At 31.0% G+C, this 19,069-nt stretch carries 15 protein-coding genes and 1 pseudogene; 4 read left to right on the forward strand and 12 right to left on the reverse strand.

What is annotated here, in order from left to right:
- Window positions 1-54: 54 nt before the first annotated feature.
- Window positions 55-882, reverse strand: a complete 828-nt coding sequence (locus AC4BBR_RS08980) for a helix-turn-helix domain-containing protein (RefSeq protein ID WP_490459240.1) — start codon at window positions 880-882, stop codon at window positions 55-57.
- Window positions 883-1,077: 195 nt separating this feature from the next.
- Here AC4BBR_RS08980 and AC4BBR_RS08985 point away from each other — a divergent pair, with 195 nt between their 5' ends.
- Complete coding sequence (locus AC4BBR_RS08985) at window positions 1,078-1,254, forward strand: hypothetical protein (RefSeq protein ID WP_490459241.1); 177 nt, start codon at window positions 1,078-1,080, stop codon at window positions 1,252-1,254.
- Between the two features lie 105 nt (window positions 1,255-1,359).
- Here AC4BBR_RS08985 and AC4BBR_RS08990 read toward each other — a convergent pair whose 3' ends face one another.
- Complete coding sequence (locus AC4BBR_RS08990; protein ID WP_490459242.1) at window positions 1,360-2,577, reverse strand: pyridoxal phosphate-dependent aminotransferase; 1,218 nt, start codon at window positions 2,575-2,577, stop codon at window positions 1,360-1,362.
- Window positions 2,578-2,750: 173 nt separating this feature from the next.
- Between AC4BBR_RS08990 and AC4BBR_RS08995 the strand changes: the two genes are divergently transcribed.
- Complete coding sequence (locus tag AC4BBR_RS08995) at window positions 2,751-3,290, forward strand: STM3941 family protein (RefSeq protein WP_490459243.1); 540 nt, start codon at window positions 2,751-2,753, stop codon at window positions 3,288-3,290.
- Between the two features lie 46 nt (window positions 3,291-3,336).
- On the opposite strand, the gene AC4BBR_RS09000 is transcribed toward AC4BBR_RS08995, so the two are convergent.
- A complete protein-coding gene (locus tag AC4BBR_RS09000; protein ID WP_490459244.1) occupies window positions 3,337-4,986 on the reverse strand; it encodes a glycoside hydrolase family 13 protein in 1,650 nt (549 codons plus the stop codon).
- Window positions 4,987-5,212: 226 nt separating this feature from the next.
- Window positions 5,213-5,554 carry a hypothetical protein gene (locus tag AC4BBR_RS09005; protein ID WP_490459245.1) on the reverse strand — a complete coding sequence of 114 codons (342 nt, stop codon included), beginning with the start codon at window positions 5,552-5,554 and terminating at the stop codon, window positions 5,213-5,215.
- An 867-nt stretch (window positions 5,555-6,421) separates the two neighbouring features.
- Between AC4BBR_RS09005 and AC4BBR_RS09010 the strand changes: the two genes are divergently transcribed.
- A complete protein-coding gene (locus tag AC4BBR_RS09010; protein ID WP_490462096.1) occupies window positions 6,422-6,715 on the forward strand; it encodes a 4'-phosphopantetheinyl transferase superfamily protein in 294 nt (97 codons plus the stop codon).
- Here the strand turns inward: AC4BBR_RS09010 and AC4BBR_RS09015 are convergent.
- From AC4BBR_RS09015 to AC4BBR_RS09045, 7 genes are all read right to left on the reverse strand, one after another.
- Window positions 6,712-6,933 carry an acyl carrier protein gene (locus tag AC4BBR_RS09015; RefSeq protein ID WP_490459246.1) on the reverse strand — a complete coding sequence of 74 codons (222 nt, stop codon included), beginning with the start codon at window positions 6,931-6,933 and terminating at the stop codon, window positions 6,712-6,714. The two genes, AC4BBR_RS09010 and AC4BBR_RS09015, sit on opposite strands and share 4 nt — an antisense overlap.
- Before the next feature lie 7 nt (window positions 6,934-6,940).
- The gene (locus AC4BBR_RS09020) at window positions 6,941-8,440 is read right to left on the reverse strand and encodes an AMP-binding protein (RefSeq protein WP_490459247.1); all 1,500 of its coding nucleotides are present in this window, start codon (window positions 8,438-8,440) and stop codon (window positions 6,941-6,943) included.
- The gene (locus AC4BBR_RS09025; RefSeq protein WP_490459248.1) at window positions 8,421-9,113 is read right to left on the reverse strand and encodes a hypothetical protein; all 693 of its coding nucleotides are present in this window, start codon (window positions 9,111-9,113) and stop codon (window positions 8,421-8,423) included. The genes AC4BBR_RS09020 and AC4BBR_RS09025 overlap by 20 nt, the downstream gene beginning before the upstream one ends.
- A 33-nt stretch (window positions 9,114-9,146) precedes the next feature.
- Complete coding sequence (locus tag AC4BBR_RS09030) at window positions 9,147-13,019, reverse strand: amino acid adenylation domain-containing protein (protein WP_490459249.1); 3,873 nt, start codon at window positions 13,017-13,019, stop codon at window positions 9,147-9,149.
- 336 nt (window positions 13,020-13,355) lie between these two features.
- Window positions 13,356-14,057 carry an aspartate/glutamate racemase family protein gene (locus AC4BBR_RS09035; RefSeq protein WP_490459250.1) on the reverse strand — a complete coding sequence of 234 codons (702 nt, stop codon included), beginning with the start codon at window positions 14,055-14,057 and terminating at the stop codon, window positions 13,356-13,358.
- A gap of 1,550 nt (window positions 14,058-15,607) precedes the next feature.
- Entirely contained in the window at window positions 15,608-15,862 is a 255-nt protein-coding gene (locus tag AC4BBR_RS09040) for a hypothetical protein (RefSeq protein ID WP_490459251.1), read from the reverse strand.
- Window positions 15,863-15,950: 88 nt separating this feature from the next.
- Window positions 15,951-16,199, reverse strand: coding sequence for a hypothetical protein (locus AC4BBR_RS09045; RefSeq protein WP_490459252.1), 249 nt, complete (start codon window positions 16,197-16,199; stop codon window positions 15,951-15,953).
- A 54-nt stretch (window positions 16,200-16,253) separates the two neighbouring features.
- Here AC4BBR_RS09045 and AC4BBR_RS09050 point away from each other — a divergent pair.
- Window positions 16,254-17,551: pseudogene (locus tag AC4BBR_RS09050) on the forward strand (ISL3 family transposase).
- A gap of 241 nt (window positions 17,552-17,792) precedes the next feature.
- Here AC4BBR_RS09050 and AC4BBR_RS09055 read toward each other — a convergent pair.
- Window positions 17,793-18,989 (reverse strand): tyrosine-type recombinase/integrase, encoded by a 1,197-nt coding sequence (locus AC4BBR_RS09055; protein WP_490459253.1) that lies wholly within the window; start codon window positions 18,987-18,989, stop codon window positions 17,793-17,795.
- Between the last annotated feature and the right edge of the window lie 80 nt (window positions 18,990-19,069).

Below are 19,069 nucleotides of genomic sequence, written 5' to 3' on the forward strand. Positions count from 1 at the left end.
AGTTAAAGTCAAGAATGGTGTAGACCTTTCGAAAAAATATTTACTTAGTTTTCGTTAGATTTTAATTGTTTCAATTCGGCGGATTTGTTCAGATAAAACTTGATATTCATCGGCTTTCTCTTGCGCCCCTTTTACATCCATTAATTGGCTTTTCAATTGAAACAACTCGCTTAAATAATAGTAACTATTTCTATGCCTTGACCAAACGATCCCCTGATCAATATAGATTTGCGCTTCTTCCAAACGATTTTGGTCTGTCAAAAATTTGGAATAATTATAAAATATTTTTGTTAATTCTGCAGTCACTCGTTCATTTGGCAATTTATGAAAATAATGAATGCTTAATTTTAAATATCTTTCAGCTTCGTTAATTTTACCAATGCTACTGTAGGTGCTTCCAATACAGCTAATCACTTGAATTTCAAAATCTGACAAATTAACTTTATTTGCTTGATAGGTATAAGACAACCCTTTTTTTAAATCCAATATTGCTTGTTCATAATCACTACAAAGGTAAAATTTACAGCTACCTAGATAATAATAATAACGTTGCCAATCTGTATCCAAATGAAGTCGCTCTTCAATTTGAGTATCTCTCATATATGTCATTATTTTATCATATTTTTTATGTCGAAAGTAATCTGCTATCTTTTCAAATATTTGAGTAATCAAACGCACTTCATCTGATTTGAACTGCATGATTTGGTCCATAGTCACACCTAAACGCTGGCAAATCTGTTGCATTACGACTACATTAGGTAATTCTTCATTATTTTCTATTCGACTCAACACACTTTGCGAACAAATATCTTCTGATAACATTTTTTGTGTTAGCTTTCTATTCTTACGAATTTCTTTAATTACAGCTCCAAAAGAATCCACGCCCTCACCCCTATGCCTATTTCGATTATCTAATATCAGTAAAAAATGTATTGTTAATTTGAAAGAACCAAAATATGCGAATTCGCATTATGCATTTATTGTACTTTATTGCATAATATACTGCAAGAACATTACCTATACACTAAACAGTGACGATTTAAAATAATTTTGCATTGCAAATAAGGGGTGTTACTCATGACACAGGAGAAACAAATTAGCTTCAGTTGGGACAAAAGTAGTTATAATGGCTATGTCGAAAAAGAATATGAAAATGCTTATTTGGTTGTTGTTTCGGATCCAAGTCCGGATATGGAAGAAAAATATACAAATCGTATGGTAATTAGTAAAAAAGATTGTCAACCTACAGAGTAAGTATGTGCTTTTTAAGCATACCTTTGTATGATAAGCTTTTAAAATGAGAGTGACTCAAAACTTTTTTCAGTTTTGAGTCACTTTTTTAGTTTCAAAATCAAACTGCTATTTTTGCTTATAGGTACTTAAAAATTCACGCATTTTTCCAGTCGTAAATTTCAAGTCTTCCATCTTCGGTAAGTACACGATTCTAAAATGGTCAGGTTGAGTCCAGTTGAATCCGCCACCATGTACAAGTAAAATATGATGCTCATGTAAAAAATCAAGTACAAATTTCTCATCATCATAAATATTAAAACGAGCTGTATCAATTTTAGGAAATATATAAAAAGCAGCTTTAGGTTTTACAGCAGAAAGTCCAGGAATATCATTGATTGCATTATAGATATATTCTCTCTGTTCATAAATTCTTCCCCCAGGCAATAACAAATCATCCACACTTTGATAACCGCCCAACGCTGTTTGAATAATTTGTTGGGATAATACATTTGAGCACAATCGCATCGAAGCCAACATATTTAATCCTTCTATATAGCCTTTAACATGTTTCTTGTTCCCACTAAGTACCATCCAGCCGCACCGGAAACCAGCAACTCTATGTGATTTAGATAGTCCGTTTAAAGTAACGACAAACAAGTCAGGCGCTAATGTTGCAATTGGAACATGAGTTAGCCCATCCATTACTAAACGATCATAGATTTCGTCAGAGAAGATAATCAAATCATTTTGTCTCGCTATTTCAACGATCTGTTCTAGGATTTCCTTAGGATATAATGCTCCAGTTGGATTATTAGGATTGATCAAAACAATTGCTTTTGTATTTGCTGTAACTTTGGCTTTGATATCATCAATATCTGGGTACCATTCCGCCTGTTCATCACAAATATAATGAACCGGGTTACCGCCAGCTAAAGAAACAGAAGCTGTCCATAACGGATAATCTGGCATTGGTACCAAAACTTCGTCCCCATTATTCAATAACCCCTGCATACACATCGAAATCAGTTCGCTGACACCATTACCAGTATAAATATCATTAATTGTCACATTAGGAAATCCTTTGACTTGGCAATATTGTTCAATTGCTTTGCGTGCTGAAAAAATTCCTTTAGAATCAGAATAGCCTTCTGAATTACGAACGTTCATAATCATATCACGTACAACTTCATTTGGTGCATCGAAACCAAATGGGGCAGGATTACCAGTATTAAGTTTCAAAATACGAATGCCCTCTTCAAGCATTCTATCAGCTTCTTCTAAAACTGGACCACGTACATCATAACTCACACCATCAAGTTTATTAGATTTTTCAAAATTTCTCATACTGTATCCCTCATTTTCAAAATTTATATCTTTAAAGTTACGCCACCTAGAAAAAAAAAGCAATGAAAATTTAGCAATTTTCAAAAAAATTTCTTTGGATTTAACTGTGACTCTATATCTACATCTATTTTATGTTATGATACAGATAGTATTACTAATAAGAGGAGAGTAACATGAAAGAGGAATTTGTTGTATACCAAAGTAAAAGCAAACAATTTTTAATGATCATTTTAGCGACTATTATGAGTGTTGCATCCGTTTTTTTAATTTTGTCTAGAGATCTTGAAGTCATTTTTTTAGGTTTCATTGCACCTTTTGTTATTCCTTTAGTTGGAATTACTGGTATTATTTTCTTTGGCTTCGCTGTTTTCTACTCTATCAAGCAATTTATTAGAGGAAAACCAATCGTTATTTTGACAAAAAAAGGTTTTTATGACTATTCTAGTGTAATGGCTACAAAAGATCGCTTGATTCCTTGGAAGGATGTCACCAATATTGGTATTTTTACGATTGCGGGGCAAGACTTCATTTCAGTTGCGCTTAAAGACAGAGAGGGGTTTTTAGCTTCATTAAGCACGATCACGCGTAAAGCGACTGAAGCAAACTTAAAATTAGGCTCCTATGAAATAAATATAACGATGCAAAATGCAAAACATATTTCCTTAGAGGAATTAATCGAGCGAATGCTCGCCTTTCTTGAATCAAATGAATAAAAAAATCGAGCAATTTTCTTTAAGCTAACGAAAATTGCTCGATTTTTTATTTGTGTCTGTAGACCCTTGCTTCATACGGGGCAAAAATTGTATGTTGATGAATGGTATGATTGTTCAAATTACACAATTGTAAGTCCCAATCTTCTATCTGAACATTTTCTGGTAAATCAGCTGATGCAAACTCTTTGGATAAATTAATGATAATTACAAATCGCTCATCACCTAAACGACGTCCATAGATAAATAGCTGAGGATGTTCGGGTAAGTATAGTTTGTAGCTACCGTAAATCAATGTTTCATTTTGATTTCTTAACTGGATTAGTTCTTTGTAAAAGTTTAAGACCGAATTTGGATCAGCTAGTTCATCTAACACGTTGATCTCTTGCTTATTTGGATTAATCACCATCCAAGGTTTTCTTTTTGAAAAACCAGCGTATTCTTCTGCTGTCCATTGCATTGGCGTTCTTGAATTGTCTCGTGCAGTTCTACGAATCATATCCATTGCCTTCGAAGGATCTATTCCTGCGTGGATCATTTCAAAATAAAAATGTTTAGTATCGACTGCATCAATATCATTAATCGAAACAAATGGCATGTTAGTCATCCCGATTTCTTGACCTTGGTAAATAAAAGGCGTTCCTTGCAGTAAGAAAAATGTTAGAGCCAATGCTTTTGCAGAAGATTGCCAAAATACCGTTTCTTCACTACCAAAACTCGAAACAGAACGAGGAATGTCATGATTTTCCATATAAAGAGCATTCCAACCCCTACCGTCAGCCAACGCCTCTTGCCAAGTCGTGAGTGCCTTTTTGAAATGAATTACATCCAGCATTTCTTGTTCTTCTTTATTCCACAAAGATATGTGATCAAATTCAAACAACATATTGAAATATCCTTCTGTTTCTCCTACCCATTGATGTGCTTCCTCAGCACTAACACCATTGGCCTCTCCAACTGTCAAAATATCGCGTTTTTTTAAAACATCACGCAATTCTTTTAAGTGAGCATCAATTCCAGGAACATTTTTAAATGATTCAAAAGGATCATTTGTCGAAGACGTCTGTATAGGGGCTTTTTTTATATGCGAAATTGCATCTACACGAAAGCCATCAATTCCTTTATCTAGCCACCAATCAATCATAGAAAACAAGTCTCTTTTTACTCGAGGATTTTCCCAATTCAGATCAGGTTGTTCCTTAGCGAAAACATGCAGGTAATACTGATGTGTTGTTTCATCATATTCCCACGCAGAACCGCCAAAAATCGAAACCCAATCATTCGGCGGTCCATCTATTGACCCGTCCGCCCAAATGTAGTAGTCACGATAATCATCTTTTACAGAAGATCTTGACTCTATAAACCAAGGATGTTGATTTGACGTGTGGTTGATGACTAAGTCCATGATAACTCTAATCCCAAGTTCATGAGCTTCTTCTAGTAATAAGTCAAATTCCTCCATCGTACCAAAAGTCTTTAAAATTTGTTGATAATCGCTAATATCATAGCCATTATCAACATTGGGTGATTCATAAATAGGTGTAATCCAGATAAATCCAATTCCTAAGTCTTTAAGATAATCTAATTTTGACCGGATACCATTTAAATCACCAATGCCATCATTATTTGTATCCATAAAACTAGCTGGATAAATTTGGTAACCCACTGCTTCTTTCCACCATGCTCGCTTGATTGCCATCTAGATTTCCCCAATCTTTATGTTACTTTTCTTTTATTATATAAGGTATAGAAAGAAAGTGTATCTGAAATGCACAGTATTTATCAAACCTTAATTTTAAAAGCAACTTCACAAAGTGGAAACCTATTTTTCCGATGCCAAAATGTTTTACTTGCTTATTAAATTGCGACATTAATATAAACAGTAAGTTGTGTCTTTAGTGCCTGTTTCATAGGTTAATATCTACTTACATAAGCTCTGCTAATCTTTTAGAATAGTTGTCAATCATCCTCATCTCAATCAAACTGGAATTTTCTTCGTGAATGGATTTCAATAATTTAATAAACCATCTGGATGCGTACTCAAAATCATAAATAGACATTTTATATTTTAACGAATTCATCAATAAAAATGCCTTATCGAACTCACCGGACTGAATATAATTCATAATAGCATCTTTCGTAGAGATTGTTTCTCCATTGTCCTTTTGAATTTCCCCAAAATCTATCAAACTGGACTGTTTTTTCATGATATACGCGACTCCTTCACTAGCCAGTTTCACTTGCCTCATCAACCAATCCTCTTCCATTTTCCAACCTACTCTCAATTTTATAGTGATCTTAATTTCAAATGATAAGTATAGACTTTCTAATAAATATATTATTTCTCTAATTAGCATTTTTTTGTATGAAAAATTAACCGTAAAGCTTTTTTCTCAACAAATTAGATTCAGAAAAATTTAGTTATTATAAAATAGCCAACATTCTTCAACTTTATCTTTAAAATCTTTTATAGAATATGTTCCTCGTAAATTAAACTCGTGATCTGTTGCACCAGATAATTTTATCTGATATTTATAAAGAATTTTTACCTTGTTATCTTGTTGTTTAAAACATTCAACATCAATAATCTCTATCCATTTTTCGTGCCTAATTCTTTATTATCGTAATAAGTTAGTCCTTTTTCGTTCATTAAATATATTATACCATGATATTTTAGTAATATTCTTACGTCATAAATCCCTGAAATAATTAGCATAAAAGAAAAACTTAAGGCAACGTATACTAAACAGTAATCATATTCTAATTTGTTATCCGATTCCAAAATTTCTTATATTAATATATTAGTTTCTACCTATTGATTAGTTCATCATAATTTAATTTTTTTGGCATAAATGCAATTTCAAATTGTTCTCTTCTTGCTTCTTTCTCTTCTGCCGTTAACCATTTTCAAAAAAATAGTCAATTTCTGACAACACAGGTAGTCAAGATGGGATAATCAAGGACAATCACAGAAAATACGCACGATTTCCTTAAACTAGACCAAAAGAAAAAGCCCTTGATATCAAGGACTTTCGCACTTTTTTATTACTCGGGCAATCTAAGAAACACTTATCTTCCAATTTCTCTACTGAAGAATTAAGCGCTTATGAAAACAAAAAAAAGCTAAGGAAAAACTGATTTTCTTCTATAAAATTTGGACTTTAAAAGAAAGCTATATCAAATTCTTAGGAATAGGATTATCATCTAAAAAATTAAAATCTTTATCTTTTAATTTTTTAGATAATGAGCCCAAACTAAAACTTTCACCCCATTCTAATGTTTACGAAAATATTTCCTTCGACTCTATAAATATTGACGCTAGTTATTGTGCCTACAGTTGTTCTACATCGCAAAATATATCACATGCAATAGAAGTAATTGAGCATGATATTATAAAAGTAATAGCACCTGACAAGTTTACCAATTAAGCGGTTCGTTCCTCAACAATTAAATAAATGTCACCTATTGTTTCACACAGAACAAAATCCCCTATATCTAAATTGGTTGAAAATTCTACATTAATTTTATGAATAATCATTGAAAAAGTTAAAGAATTAACGCCTAGATCAAAAATGTTGATCTCCTTATCAAGTTTTTTGACACCAATTGTTTCAGATATAATACTTAAAACTTTTCTTTCCTTCATAATTTTCTTACCTCCTATTTATTTTTCCTGATGGCAATTTATCAAACGGTTGATCTGTTAGATTAACTTTCATGATATTCATGTACCTAGGGTTTTTTTTGTTTATCTTTTGAACAATTTCCTTTAGTTCTTTTTTAGTTGTTTTATATTTATTCTGACTAATTTTTCCACAGTAGAACGTTGCTGTAATCACTTGATTTGTAATACTAACAATTACTTCTTTAACAGTCCTATTCTCCAATAATTGATTTTCTAGATATTCAGGAGAAACATTTTCACCACTGCTTGTATCTAATAAAAATTTTTTCCTACCAGTAATATAAAAATATCTTTCTTCATCCACATATCCCAAATCACCTGTTTTAAACCAATCGTTCTCCCTACTTGATAATGTTTCACTATTATTATTATAGTACCCATTAGACACAGAATTTCCTTTGACCCATAATTCATTTTGAACAATTTTATATTCAAAATTATCAAGAATCTTACCTACAGCACCTTTCTTAGATAAACAAAATACATCAGTCGCTATCACTGAAGCTGTTTCACTCATGCCGTATCCTTGCTTGATAGTTAGGCCATATGTTTCAATCTCTTTTTTAGTTGCATTATTAATCGCTGCACCAGCACAATTCAAAACTTTTATTTTTTCTCCAAGTATATTTTTTACAATCTCACTTTTTCTTAATCTGCTACTTTTTAAGTTAATTAACTCTAATTGACTTAATGTAAAATCTAACAACATAGGAACTATGTTAACAATCGTTGGTTCAAAAAACTTACATTCATCTAAAAAACACTGTATAGAGCTCCCTAAACTTATAGGTACACCATACAAAATTCCAAGTAATATATCTGAGCACAAACAATATATATGAAATATGGGTAATACAGATAATATAGCTTCGTTTTTTCTATCCCAATCAAGAGCCATAGCTACTTGTTTAATTCCACTTAGCATATTTTTATGACTTAATTCAACTATCTTAAATAAACCAGTAGTTCCAGAAGTGAAAATAAATGTACAGAGCGAATCTGAAGAAAGTTGATTAGATAATTGATTTGTTCCATTTCCATTCTTTGACTCTCTAAAGTTATCATATTCTAATAAATGATATTTTGTTGTATCGATTTGTTTCAAAAATGAATGTTCAGAAAAACTAACCAAGAAATCAACTTTTGCATAGTTTAACTTTTCAAAAAAATTGTTCTCTGAATCATTACTATCTAAAAGCACTGCAGTGTTACCACTAATGACAATTCCAAAATAAGTAGCTATCCACTCATATGATTTTTCTCCAAATAGTGCAATTTTTCTGTTCTCACATTTTTTTTCAATAAAGTATGTTTTTACTGTTTCTGCATCTCTAAAAAGATCTACATATGTCTTTTTTATAATATCATCGCTATCTTTTTCTTTAAACTGCATACAAAAATCATTTCCATATTGTTCAACAGAAAACGAAAGAATGTCTTCAATTGTCTCAATTTCTATCATATTCATTTTTGTTTCTCCTCTTTTTTTGTGTGTTTAAATATAGATTAATTGACCAAAAAGGAAACAAAACTACCATTAAAGAAGCCAATGTTGTCAAAATCCTTGTTTCAATTAGATAGCCCAACAATCCAAAAGTATACCCCATAGATGTAATGAAACAAAGAATACGAAACAATTTACTGAAAAGTTTATTTTTAACACTAATTATTCCGACAGTTAAAAACCATACAGAAGCAAGACCGTAAGAAAGTATAAATTTATCAAACTCCATTGTTCCAAGGGCAACAATGGTCTCCTTAACATTAGCATTTGAACTTTCAAGATAAGCTTGAGTCACACCCGGCATATAATAAAGTCTTGAAATATACGTTAACACCATTAAAGCATATCCAAAAATTGCTAGGGTACTAACCCACTTAAAAACAGGTGTTTTCAATTTCTCTGAGTAAAACTGAAAATTTATTATCACACCAATCATGCACAGTCCCATGAGAGACATGCCTATCCAAAAACCAAAATATGGGATTGAATTCTGATTAAATGATTCAAAATACTGTTCTCCAAATAAAATTAGTTTTTGTTCATATGGTACAAAAAGATAAAATATACTTGCAATAATCATAAATATGGTCGCAACTAATACCAACTTAGAACCAAATTCTACTTCTCTATTTTTCATACTTTCCCTCCAAAATCAAATTTAAGTACACTTCTATAGGTCTAAATATTTTCTTAGTGCCGCTATTAAAAGATCCGTTTCTTGATCAATAAAGTAATGGTTTGCATTATCTATTTCATGATATTCAATTTTTTCTGAAAAATTCTTCCAATTTAGTAGATCTTTCTTGGCTTTATTTGTTAACGGATCACTTCCTCCTGTCAGTAATAGAACTCGTGACATGATGAATTTTTCTTTTACATTTGAATAATATTCTTGAAATTGAGTTCCGTCATGTCTAAACCAATTTAATAACTGAACTCTTTGATCTTCTTCAACTTCTCCAAGACTACCGTCAAGACTTTCTAAAAATTTGATTGTTCTTTCATTTGACGAATAATAATAGTTCATCATTAGTTTTCCTATTCTTTTCTTAATAGGATTTTTTATATACGGATATGTTGCTCCTATTACCACTAGATCCACTTTTTGATTTGATTCACTTAACTTCTTGGCGATTTCATGAGTAAGTGCTGCACCAACACAATGACCATATAAAACAATTTCTTTCTCATCAAATTGCTTTATCTCATCTACAACTTTTTCTGCCATTTCATACACATCAATTAATTCTTCTTTTCTATTTAAAGAGTGTCCTGATATATTAACAGAATAAACATTATATTTATTAATTGACTTCGCAAATTGATAATAAATTGAAGGAGTTCCACCACCATAAGGTATACAAATTATCGCTTTATTAGAATTATTTTCTTGTATTAGAGAAACAAATGAAGTTTTGTTTTCCACTTGCAGAATTTTGTGACTAAATCCTCTAACAGTTGGAAAACTGTATAAATCATTAATTTCACCTGCTCCAAATTTGCTAATGAATTGAATTGCTTTTAATGATGTTCCACCGTGTTCAAAAAAATTATCCTCTACACCAATTGATTCATCATTTAAAATCTCTTTAAATAATTCTAAAATTCGTGCCTCATCTTTATTCTTTGGCTCAACAAACGAATGTCTTTTAGGAACTATCTTAGACAAAGCTTTACGATCCAATTTTCCATTGGCTGATAAAGGAAATGCATCTAATGAAACAAAAGTTGACGGAATCATATGAACTGGCAATTTTTCTATTAATACTTGTCTTAATTCCGTTGTATCCATTGTTTTTGATTCCTCAAATATAATATAAGTAATTAAATATCTGCTGCTTGAGTCGGTATTATTCACGATAACTTTTGCATTCTTTATTTCATCTAAATTTCTCAATACGTACTCTATTTCCTCTAGCTCAATACGCATCCCATTAACTTTCACTTGGAAATCTTTTCTTCCTATATATATTATTTCGCCATCTTCATTGTATTTACAAATATCCCCTGTTCTATACATCCTCCTTTTTTCTCCTAAAACAGAGACATCCTCTATAAATACCTCTTTAGTTAAGTCTTTTCTATTATGATAACCAACTGCTAACCCTGCTCCTCCTATATACAATTCTCCTGATACACCAACTGGAGCAATTTTTTGATTAGGCGTCATGACAAGTAACGTTGTATTGTCAATCGGCTTTCCAATAGGAATTGTTCGTGGCACATCTGTGGAATTCTTTGTAGACCAATAAGAGACATCTATTGCTGCTTCCGTTGGACCATAAAGATTAATTATTTCGCATCCAATTTCTTCTTTAGCTTTTTTTACACTTGTCGAAGATAATTCTTCACCACTACAAACTATTTTTTTCAGATGATTTTTTAACGAAGGAAAAAGTCTTTCTTCAATAAAAATACCAAACATTGAAGGAACAAAGTGGATAATTGATATTTTTTCTTTGATTATAGTCTCTACAAGGTAACTGGGTTTTTTATGGCCTTCTGGTTCAGCAATAACTAGCGTACTTCCAATCAATAGAGGCAAAATCAGTTCCCAAACAGATACATCAAAACTAAATGGTGTTTTTTGAAAAAAAATATCCGTTTGATCTAAATCCAATTGGTTTTTCATCCAATTTAAACGATTATTTAATGCCTTATGAGTATTAATAACACCTTTAGGATTACCTGTGCTTCCAGAAGTATAAATCATATAAATCCAACTATCTGATGTATTCAGCTCTTTTTGATAGTTTTCATCCATGCTGTAGATTATCTTCCCATCTTCATCTATAGTTATTACAAACATATTTTTTTCTTTAACTAAATCAGAAAATTTCGATTGCGTTAATAATAATATTGGTTTTGCGTCATCCAACATATAATTTATTCTATCTTTTGGATAAAGTGGATCTATTGGTACAAAGGTTCCGCCAGCTTTAATTATTGCAACAATAGAAATAAGTAATTCAAAAGATCGTTCCATTACAACGCCTACAAGAGAGTTGTTCACTACACCATTGCTTTGCAAATATTTTGCTAATTGATTTGTCCTCTTGTCTAGTTGTGAGTACGTTAAGCTTTCTCCATTAAAGCGAAGAGCAACCTTTTTATTATGAATAATAAAACTTTCAGAGAGAAGTTTATCTATAGTTTTTTCACTTTCAAATTCTTTGTCAGTATTATTAATGTTTAATAAAAAATTCTTTTCGGTTTCTATGCTAACTTCAAACTCTGACATTCTTTTCTCTTTATTTCTTTCATGAATTATTTCTGGTAAAACTGATTGAACTCTTTTAATCAAAGAGTCTATCAAAGAGTCTTCAAACTTACTTAATTGATAGTCAACATATAACGTTATCTGTTTATTATTAGATTGCTCCTCCTCCAATATATGAACAACAATATCTTCTTGTTGCTCCCCTTGATTAATAAATTTAGAATAGATTTTTTCATTATTTAAAGTTGGAGTGTAATTTGTTTTTTGATACGACAATAACATATTGTATGAAGTGCCATTTAAATCCAGTTCTTTTCTTATTTTAAATAACGAACTATTTGAATTCAAATACATATTATAAATTTCTTTTTGAATTTTCTTTGATAAATCTACAAAAGTATCTTTTCTCTCAATTTCCTCAATCACGAGAGGATTTACAGACAAAAATGCGCCAATGGTCATCATCTCATTTAATTTTGTTCTATTAATCGAAGGAATCCCTAATTTGAAGGTATTGTTTCCATATATGTAATTTACAAAATAGAAAACACTAACCCAGAAGCTATTCACAGTTAGTCCATTTTCTTTGCAATAAGATTTTATTTCATTATTAATATCATTAGAAATCAATATTTCTTTTCTCTTAGTTTCAATATTTTCTGTATTTGAACTTTTTATTGCATTCTCAAATGCAAGGCCTCTTTTTAAGCTTAGTTTTTCTTTCCAATAATTGTTATTATCATTCAATTCAAGTTGTTTTAATTTATCAAAATAAGTTACTGGTTTAATTTGAAATTCTTGTTCCAGTTCTTGATTCTCATAGTATTTCTTCAGTAGAGTATTTAAAATACTAAAACTATAACCATCACATATTAAATGATGCGCTTTAAAAAAAACAACATGACCTTGTTCTACGGTCTTAAAAATTTTAATCGAAAATAATACTTTTGCAAAAACATCTATCATCACTTTCATATCTTCTTGAATGTATTTATCAATATCACCAAGCTCATATTCTTCCTCGTAATACAAAATACTTGCTGTGTCATGACTTATTTTTTGAAAAGGTTCTCCTTCAATATCTAAAAAACAAACTCGTAGCATCTCTTGCTCACAAATAATTTGTTTTAGACACTCTATTATTTTTTCTATCTCAATTGATTTAGGATATATTGAATACCCTCCTACATTATACAAAGAACTACTGTCATAAATCTTTTGTGTATACCAAATAGCCTCCTGCATATCTGATAAATGGTGTAATAAACCTTCATCATTTTTTACATCTATTCTAACCTTATACTCTCTATATTTTCTTGGCATATCTTATCCTCCTTTTATTTGATAGTGATATCTAGGAAACTCTAGATACCTTGAAAAATATTGCTCATTATTTCACATTAAACTTCTACATAATCGCTGAGAACATATTCTCAATCTGTATCACACTGAAAAATAGAACTTTTTATGTTAAAACATCAATACTCCACAAAGAATAATAGAAGCGTCTCATTCATGCTTCTGGAGTCCGTGACTCCCAAATCTCTTGAAGTACCTTGAGTTTCAATTTACGAATTCTAACAGTCGACTAAGTTTTTGACAGATTACCACATGTGGATCATTCATCTTGAAGTACAATATAAATTAGCAATTAATTCCCTACTCATCTCTTAATATATTTTCTACAATCGCTTCAACATGAATCTCTAATGTATCAAAATAGGAAACATTAATATCCTCTCTATTTATAATTAAAGGAAGTTCTGTACATCCCATTACAATACCCTCAATATCATCTCCCTCTACTAAATCGTCAATAATTCTTAAAAACTCTATTTTTGTGCTTTTTTTCACAATACCAACTTCTAATTCTGATTCTATTTTTCTTCCAAGGTACATTCTATTTTTTTCATTAGGAACAACAACAGTAATACCATTCTTAATAAAAATATTTTTAAAATAATCTTCATTCATTGTATACATCGTTCCTAATAAACCAATTGTTTTTATCCCAGATTTTTTAACTTGTTTAAATGTTTCATGAACAATACTGATTAAAGGTAACGGTGATAGCTTTTCCAATTGCTCAAATACAATATGAGGAGTATTTGCTGCCAGCACTGCGAATTCTGCGCCAGCATTCTCTAAATTCACTATAGCATTCAGCAATAGTTGTACCAATGACTCATAGTCTCTCTTTTGACAAAGAGCCAGCATATTAAAAATATTAATACTTTCAATCACCATAGTTGGGAATTCATGAGCTGTTTTCATCTTATCTTGATAAAGGTAATTAATTTTTTTATAGTACTCTATTGTTGACTCTGGGCCCATTCCGCCTACAATACCGATTTTTTTCATTTTGATTATTCATTCCTTTCATCTCATCGCATTTTGAAATAACACTATTGAAAATAAGTGGTACGATGACTTTACTGTTATTTATTAACCACCGTTACCAATTGCGTCTCAATATATCTTTTTTCGAGTAATTAATCATTCGATAAATGTTACATGTAATTCCTTTTTCTATTCATTATGACATGAATCATTTTCTCGACTTTAGAATAACACAAAAATAAATTACTCTCAATATATTTTTGAATATTTTTTTATTCTGAATATTAAGTTAAATTAAAATCTAATAGATGATAAAAAAATATATTACTTTTATTTATATGGTAGCCGTTTTAATTAGAAGCCAAAGAATATAATTGATCTAGTAGAAAAATATTATCCAAACTAGGCAGTCTAGTAGCATAAGATACTTCATTGGTAGTAGATAAATACTATTCTTTTTACCTTAATTTATTACAATAAATGGTCTCTATGTTAAAAAAATAATAGAAGAGTCACTAATGATTTTCAAAATATTTATATAGTAATTTTTGTTTTCTCTAAAAAAAACGCTATGAGAATTTTTTACATATTTACAAATAGATAAATTTTTAATGGTCTCCTCTATACTCGATCCGATTTTCCACATTCTACTTTATCCTTTCTAGATACTTTATTTTAATTTTAACACTGACATGATTAACAAATAATTTGTAAGAATGCTAAAGATTTTTTTCAATCTTGAATACTTCAGTTCAAAATTCACCATCTATTTGTATGCAATATATACCTAAAAGATTATTTAAAATTTAACTATACCAAAAATACTTCACAACAAAGATATTTTTTATCAATATCTTTGATCTACATAAAATAAAAAGAAATACCCATACTCCCTACTTTCAATCAAATTTGTAATACATCATTCAATATGATTATATCTCTCATAAATAAGCCAATAACCGAGTTAAGAAAATACCTATTGAACTAATTTTTCTTCCACCTTTTTGCATATTTAATGGCTGATTAGCAAATTGCAATAATCAAGTAAATAGACGATTGGTGTGAAATTCGTGGATATTGGAACAGCAATAAAATACATTACGCATTGGAAAAAAATATCTCATCAAAATCTAGTTAAAGGAATTATATCTTCAAAATCATTATTACAAAGTCATAAACAATATTTTTTAATTACTATAAAATATTTAAAATGAATACGATTTACAACGCCATAAGTAGCAAAAAAATAAATGATTCAATAAAAAGTTTATACAAGTTTTTTGAGTCCAATTCTCAACTCGTAACTTATGAATTCGTGGAACAAACGATTAACTCTGAATTTTTGAAATTGCAGAAGGATGAGTATTTCATTGTCAATCCACAATATATAAAATCTCTTGTTTATCATTCACTTGTTTCAGATTATGATGAGAGTTTGTACAAAAATATCCTTATTATGTTAGAAAATGAATATAAAAAATTAAATGGTTAACCTAGATTTTAAGTTGTTCTAAAAAACTATGAAGACAGTAGCTTTTAAATCCATTTCCATAGTTTTTTAGAATATTAACTCAACAAAGATTATCATAAATAACTTCTTTCAAAAGTTTAACATCTGAATGGATTGTTCCACTCATATATTTTTTATATGCTTCTTTTGACTCATCCATCATCAACAATAGCTCATACCCTTTTGCTAGCGCTAAAGAACGAATACTTTCCCGCCGAGTACGACCGTTTACTTCTCTAAAAGGATGCATGTGATTTAGATTATCTAAAATTACAGCTAAATCATGAGCAATTACCTCTTTACTCACAGCTGTCATATGATAGTAGTAATCAATTGATTGAGATATTGTTCTCCAGTATCAAATGCCTGCATTGCCATAAATGTATTCCCATCCTTACTGATACTCACTTTTCGATATTATAACCTGCCCAATCATACAACTCTTCAAATAAATAATGATGGATCTCACGAATATCAGACATAGATTGAACCTCAATTGGACGAAGGGTTAAATCAAACAACCTATTTACTGTGATCTCATATTCTTTTTTTTGTAGTACAGTTCTATCCTTGATATTATATGGCTCTATACTTTCTGATGTTGGTGAGAAATCACCGGCATCTTTTTTAATGCAAAATAGTAGAAAAGACACCCTGATATCCTTTAGAATTAAGTCGTCTAAAACCATTCAAAAGGGGAAATCAAGATGTCCTATACAAATCTTATCAAAAATACATTAGATATTCTAGACGTAAACATTACTTTTAATGAAAACTCTTTACACAAAGAACGCATCAAAAGACAGATCTGCCACGTATTTTCTGGTACATTGGATTATTTAGCCCACTCTTGTCCTCATTGTGGTGGCAATGAAGACGGATCGATTATTCGTTGGAGCTTTACAACCTGTCTGATTTTACTAAATGATGTCTCTGAGTATCAAACATATTTACGCTTGAAGAAACGCCGTTTTTTCTGCCATTCTTGTACTAAAACCTTTGTCGCTGAAACAAGTCTGATTGAAAAGTGTTGTTCGATCTCAAGGAAAGTGAAGCTTTCTATTGCCGATCGTTTAAGAAAAACCACGTCTATGAGTGAAATTGCCCGTCAAAAGAAAGTCTCTGTTTCTTCTGTTTATCGCGTATTGAAACAGTTTTATGAACCCAAAAAAATCAATCGGCTCACCTTGCCGGAAGTCCTTTGTTTTGATGAATTCAAATCAGTGAAACAAGTCGCTGCTTCTATGAGCTTTATCCTAATGGACGAGCAAACAAAACAGTTAATTGATGTCGTTGAAAATCGGCAACTCCCTTTTTTAGAACGCTATTTCTCACGATTTCCTTTGGCTGTTCGTAAAGGTGTAAAATACATTGTTTGCGATAGGTATGCGCCTTATTTTTCTTTAGTAAAGAAACTATTTCCCGAGGCTCAGATTATTCTTGACCGCTTTCATATTGTTCAACACATTGGGCGAACATTCTTAAAACACCGCATTCAACGAATGAATACATTTCTTCACCAGGGAACGGAAGAGGCAAAAAAATATCGTCACTTGAAGAACTATTGGAAACTTCTCCAAAAGAATCAATCAACACTCAATTTTGAAAAATGCCAATGGCGTCCTTCTTTTCGTGCTTATTTAACAGAAACAGAACTCGTAGATCGGTTACTTGCCTATGATAAAGAATTAAAAGCTGGCTATACCTGTTATCAGGATTTTCTCTACGCCATACAAACCAGAGACTACACAAGATTTCACGTGCTTTTAGAACAAGATTATTCTAAGCTTCCAGCCTATTATCAAACGACAATTAATACCTTTAAAAAAGGTCAAACGAGCATTAAAAATGCGTTGGATTTACCAACGGACCGTTAGAGTGCTTGAATAATCATATAAAAGTATTGAAAAGAAATGCCTATGGCTTCCGTAACTTCTATAATTTTAAATTGAGAATTACTTTATGCTTTGGCACTGTTCTTTTTCAACCAAATAAAAAGTCCTAGAGGAAAAGACCTCTAAGACTCATAATAAATGAGTTAATTCTTTGGATTTTCTTCACCAACATCAGTTGACAAAGAGCCCTTTTTTCTTACTCGGGCAATCTAAGAAACACTTATCTTCTAATTTCTTTATTACGTGTGAAACCTCTGATAAGTATTGATATATCAATGTTCTCCTCCATTGTGACTACTGTTTTGACTTCTTTTTGTGATAAAACCAAACCATCAAGAATCTTTTTTGTAGTCAATTTTCTATCTGTTCAAACGCAGCTAATGGCCGGAATCTTTCGTCCGCTGTTAAATGACGATAGATTTTTGTTGTCTCTGGATCAGTATGACCTAACCTTGCTTTTAAAACATCCCAACTACAATATGGAGCAACTAAGCTTGTCATTGTATGGCGAGTTAAATGAGTATGAAATTTTTTATGAATACCACACCGACTAATCAATGCTTTTACATGGTCATTAACATATTCACGTCTAAATGGCACTCCACGTTTGTGTGGTTCTAAATAGACAAATAAATACTCAGCATCTGTTTTAAAAGGAAATCTTTTACGTAACTCACTTAACATCTTAATCAAATCTTGTATTTTTTGTATAATCATAGCTGTTACAGGCACACGTCTTGCAGAATTATCGGTCTTAGTAGTTTCAATTTTAAATTCCTGTGCTTTTCCCTTAACATACGTTTGCTTATAGATAAGAATTTCATTATTTTCAAAATCGATGTCCTCTGGTTTAAGAGCAAGGGCCTCACTGACTCTACATCCACTATAGAACAAAAGATAGCATAACGTACTCATTGGTAGTTCCTCATGAACACTGCTATAGTTCAGAAAAAGCTGCAACTCATCTGTTGTTAAGTATTTCTGATCTATTTCATTTAAGCTCTCTCTTAATTCCGTTACTGTTTTTTTAAACCTAGGCATGTAAACGCATTTCATAGGGTTATCACTTAAAATCTGATACTTTACACAATATTTTAAAATCATATTTAATACTTGTCGAAAAGCCACAATAGATTTTGACGAATATCCCTTAAATGTCCCATCATTTCTTTGGATCCCATTGTCTCGAAGATTATAAAAAAATTTTTCTAAATAATCTGTAGTGATTTCACAAATTTTTTTATTGCCCATCCACCTTGAGAGCGTTCTAATTTGCTCTTTCCTTTTTTCATAGGTAGACTCTTTTAAATCATTCTTCGAACGATAATCTTGAAACCATTCTTCCGCCACTACAACAAACTTTTCTTTACTTCCAATAATCTTTCGCTCTTTAGGACGATGTTGTTTTTCCAGCTCTAAAAAAGCCAGTTGTGCATCTTTTTTTGTTTCAAACCCCCGCCTAGTTGTTCTAAATGCTTGAAAATACCATGTGATTCCTCCTGTTTTAGTTACATGCTGCTTGAAACGATCCTCTTCTTTTCTCGCCATTTGATTTACTCCATTTCTCTTAAACAAAAAGAAAAAATGATGTAACGAATTATACTTCTATTATAAAGTATATTTTTAGG

Source organism: Enterococcus sp. AMC1251 (assembly GCF_058216535.1).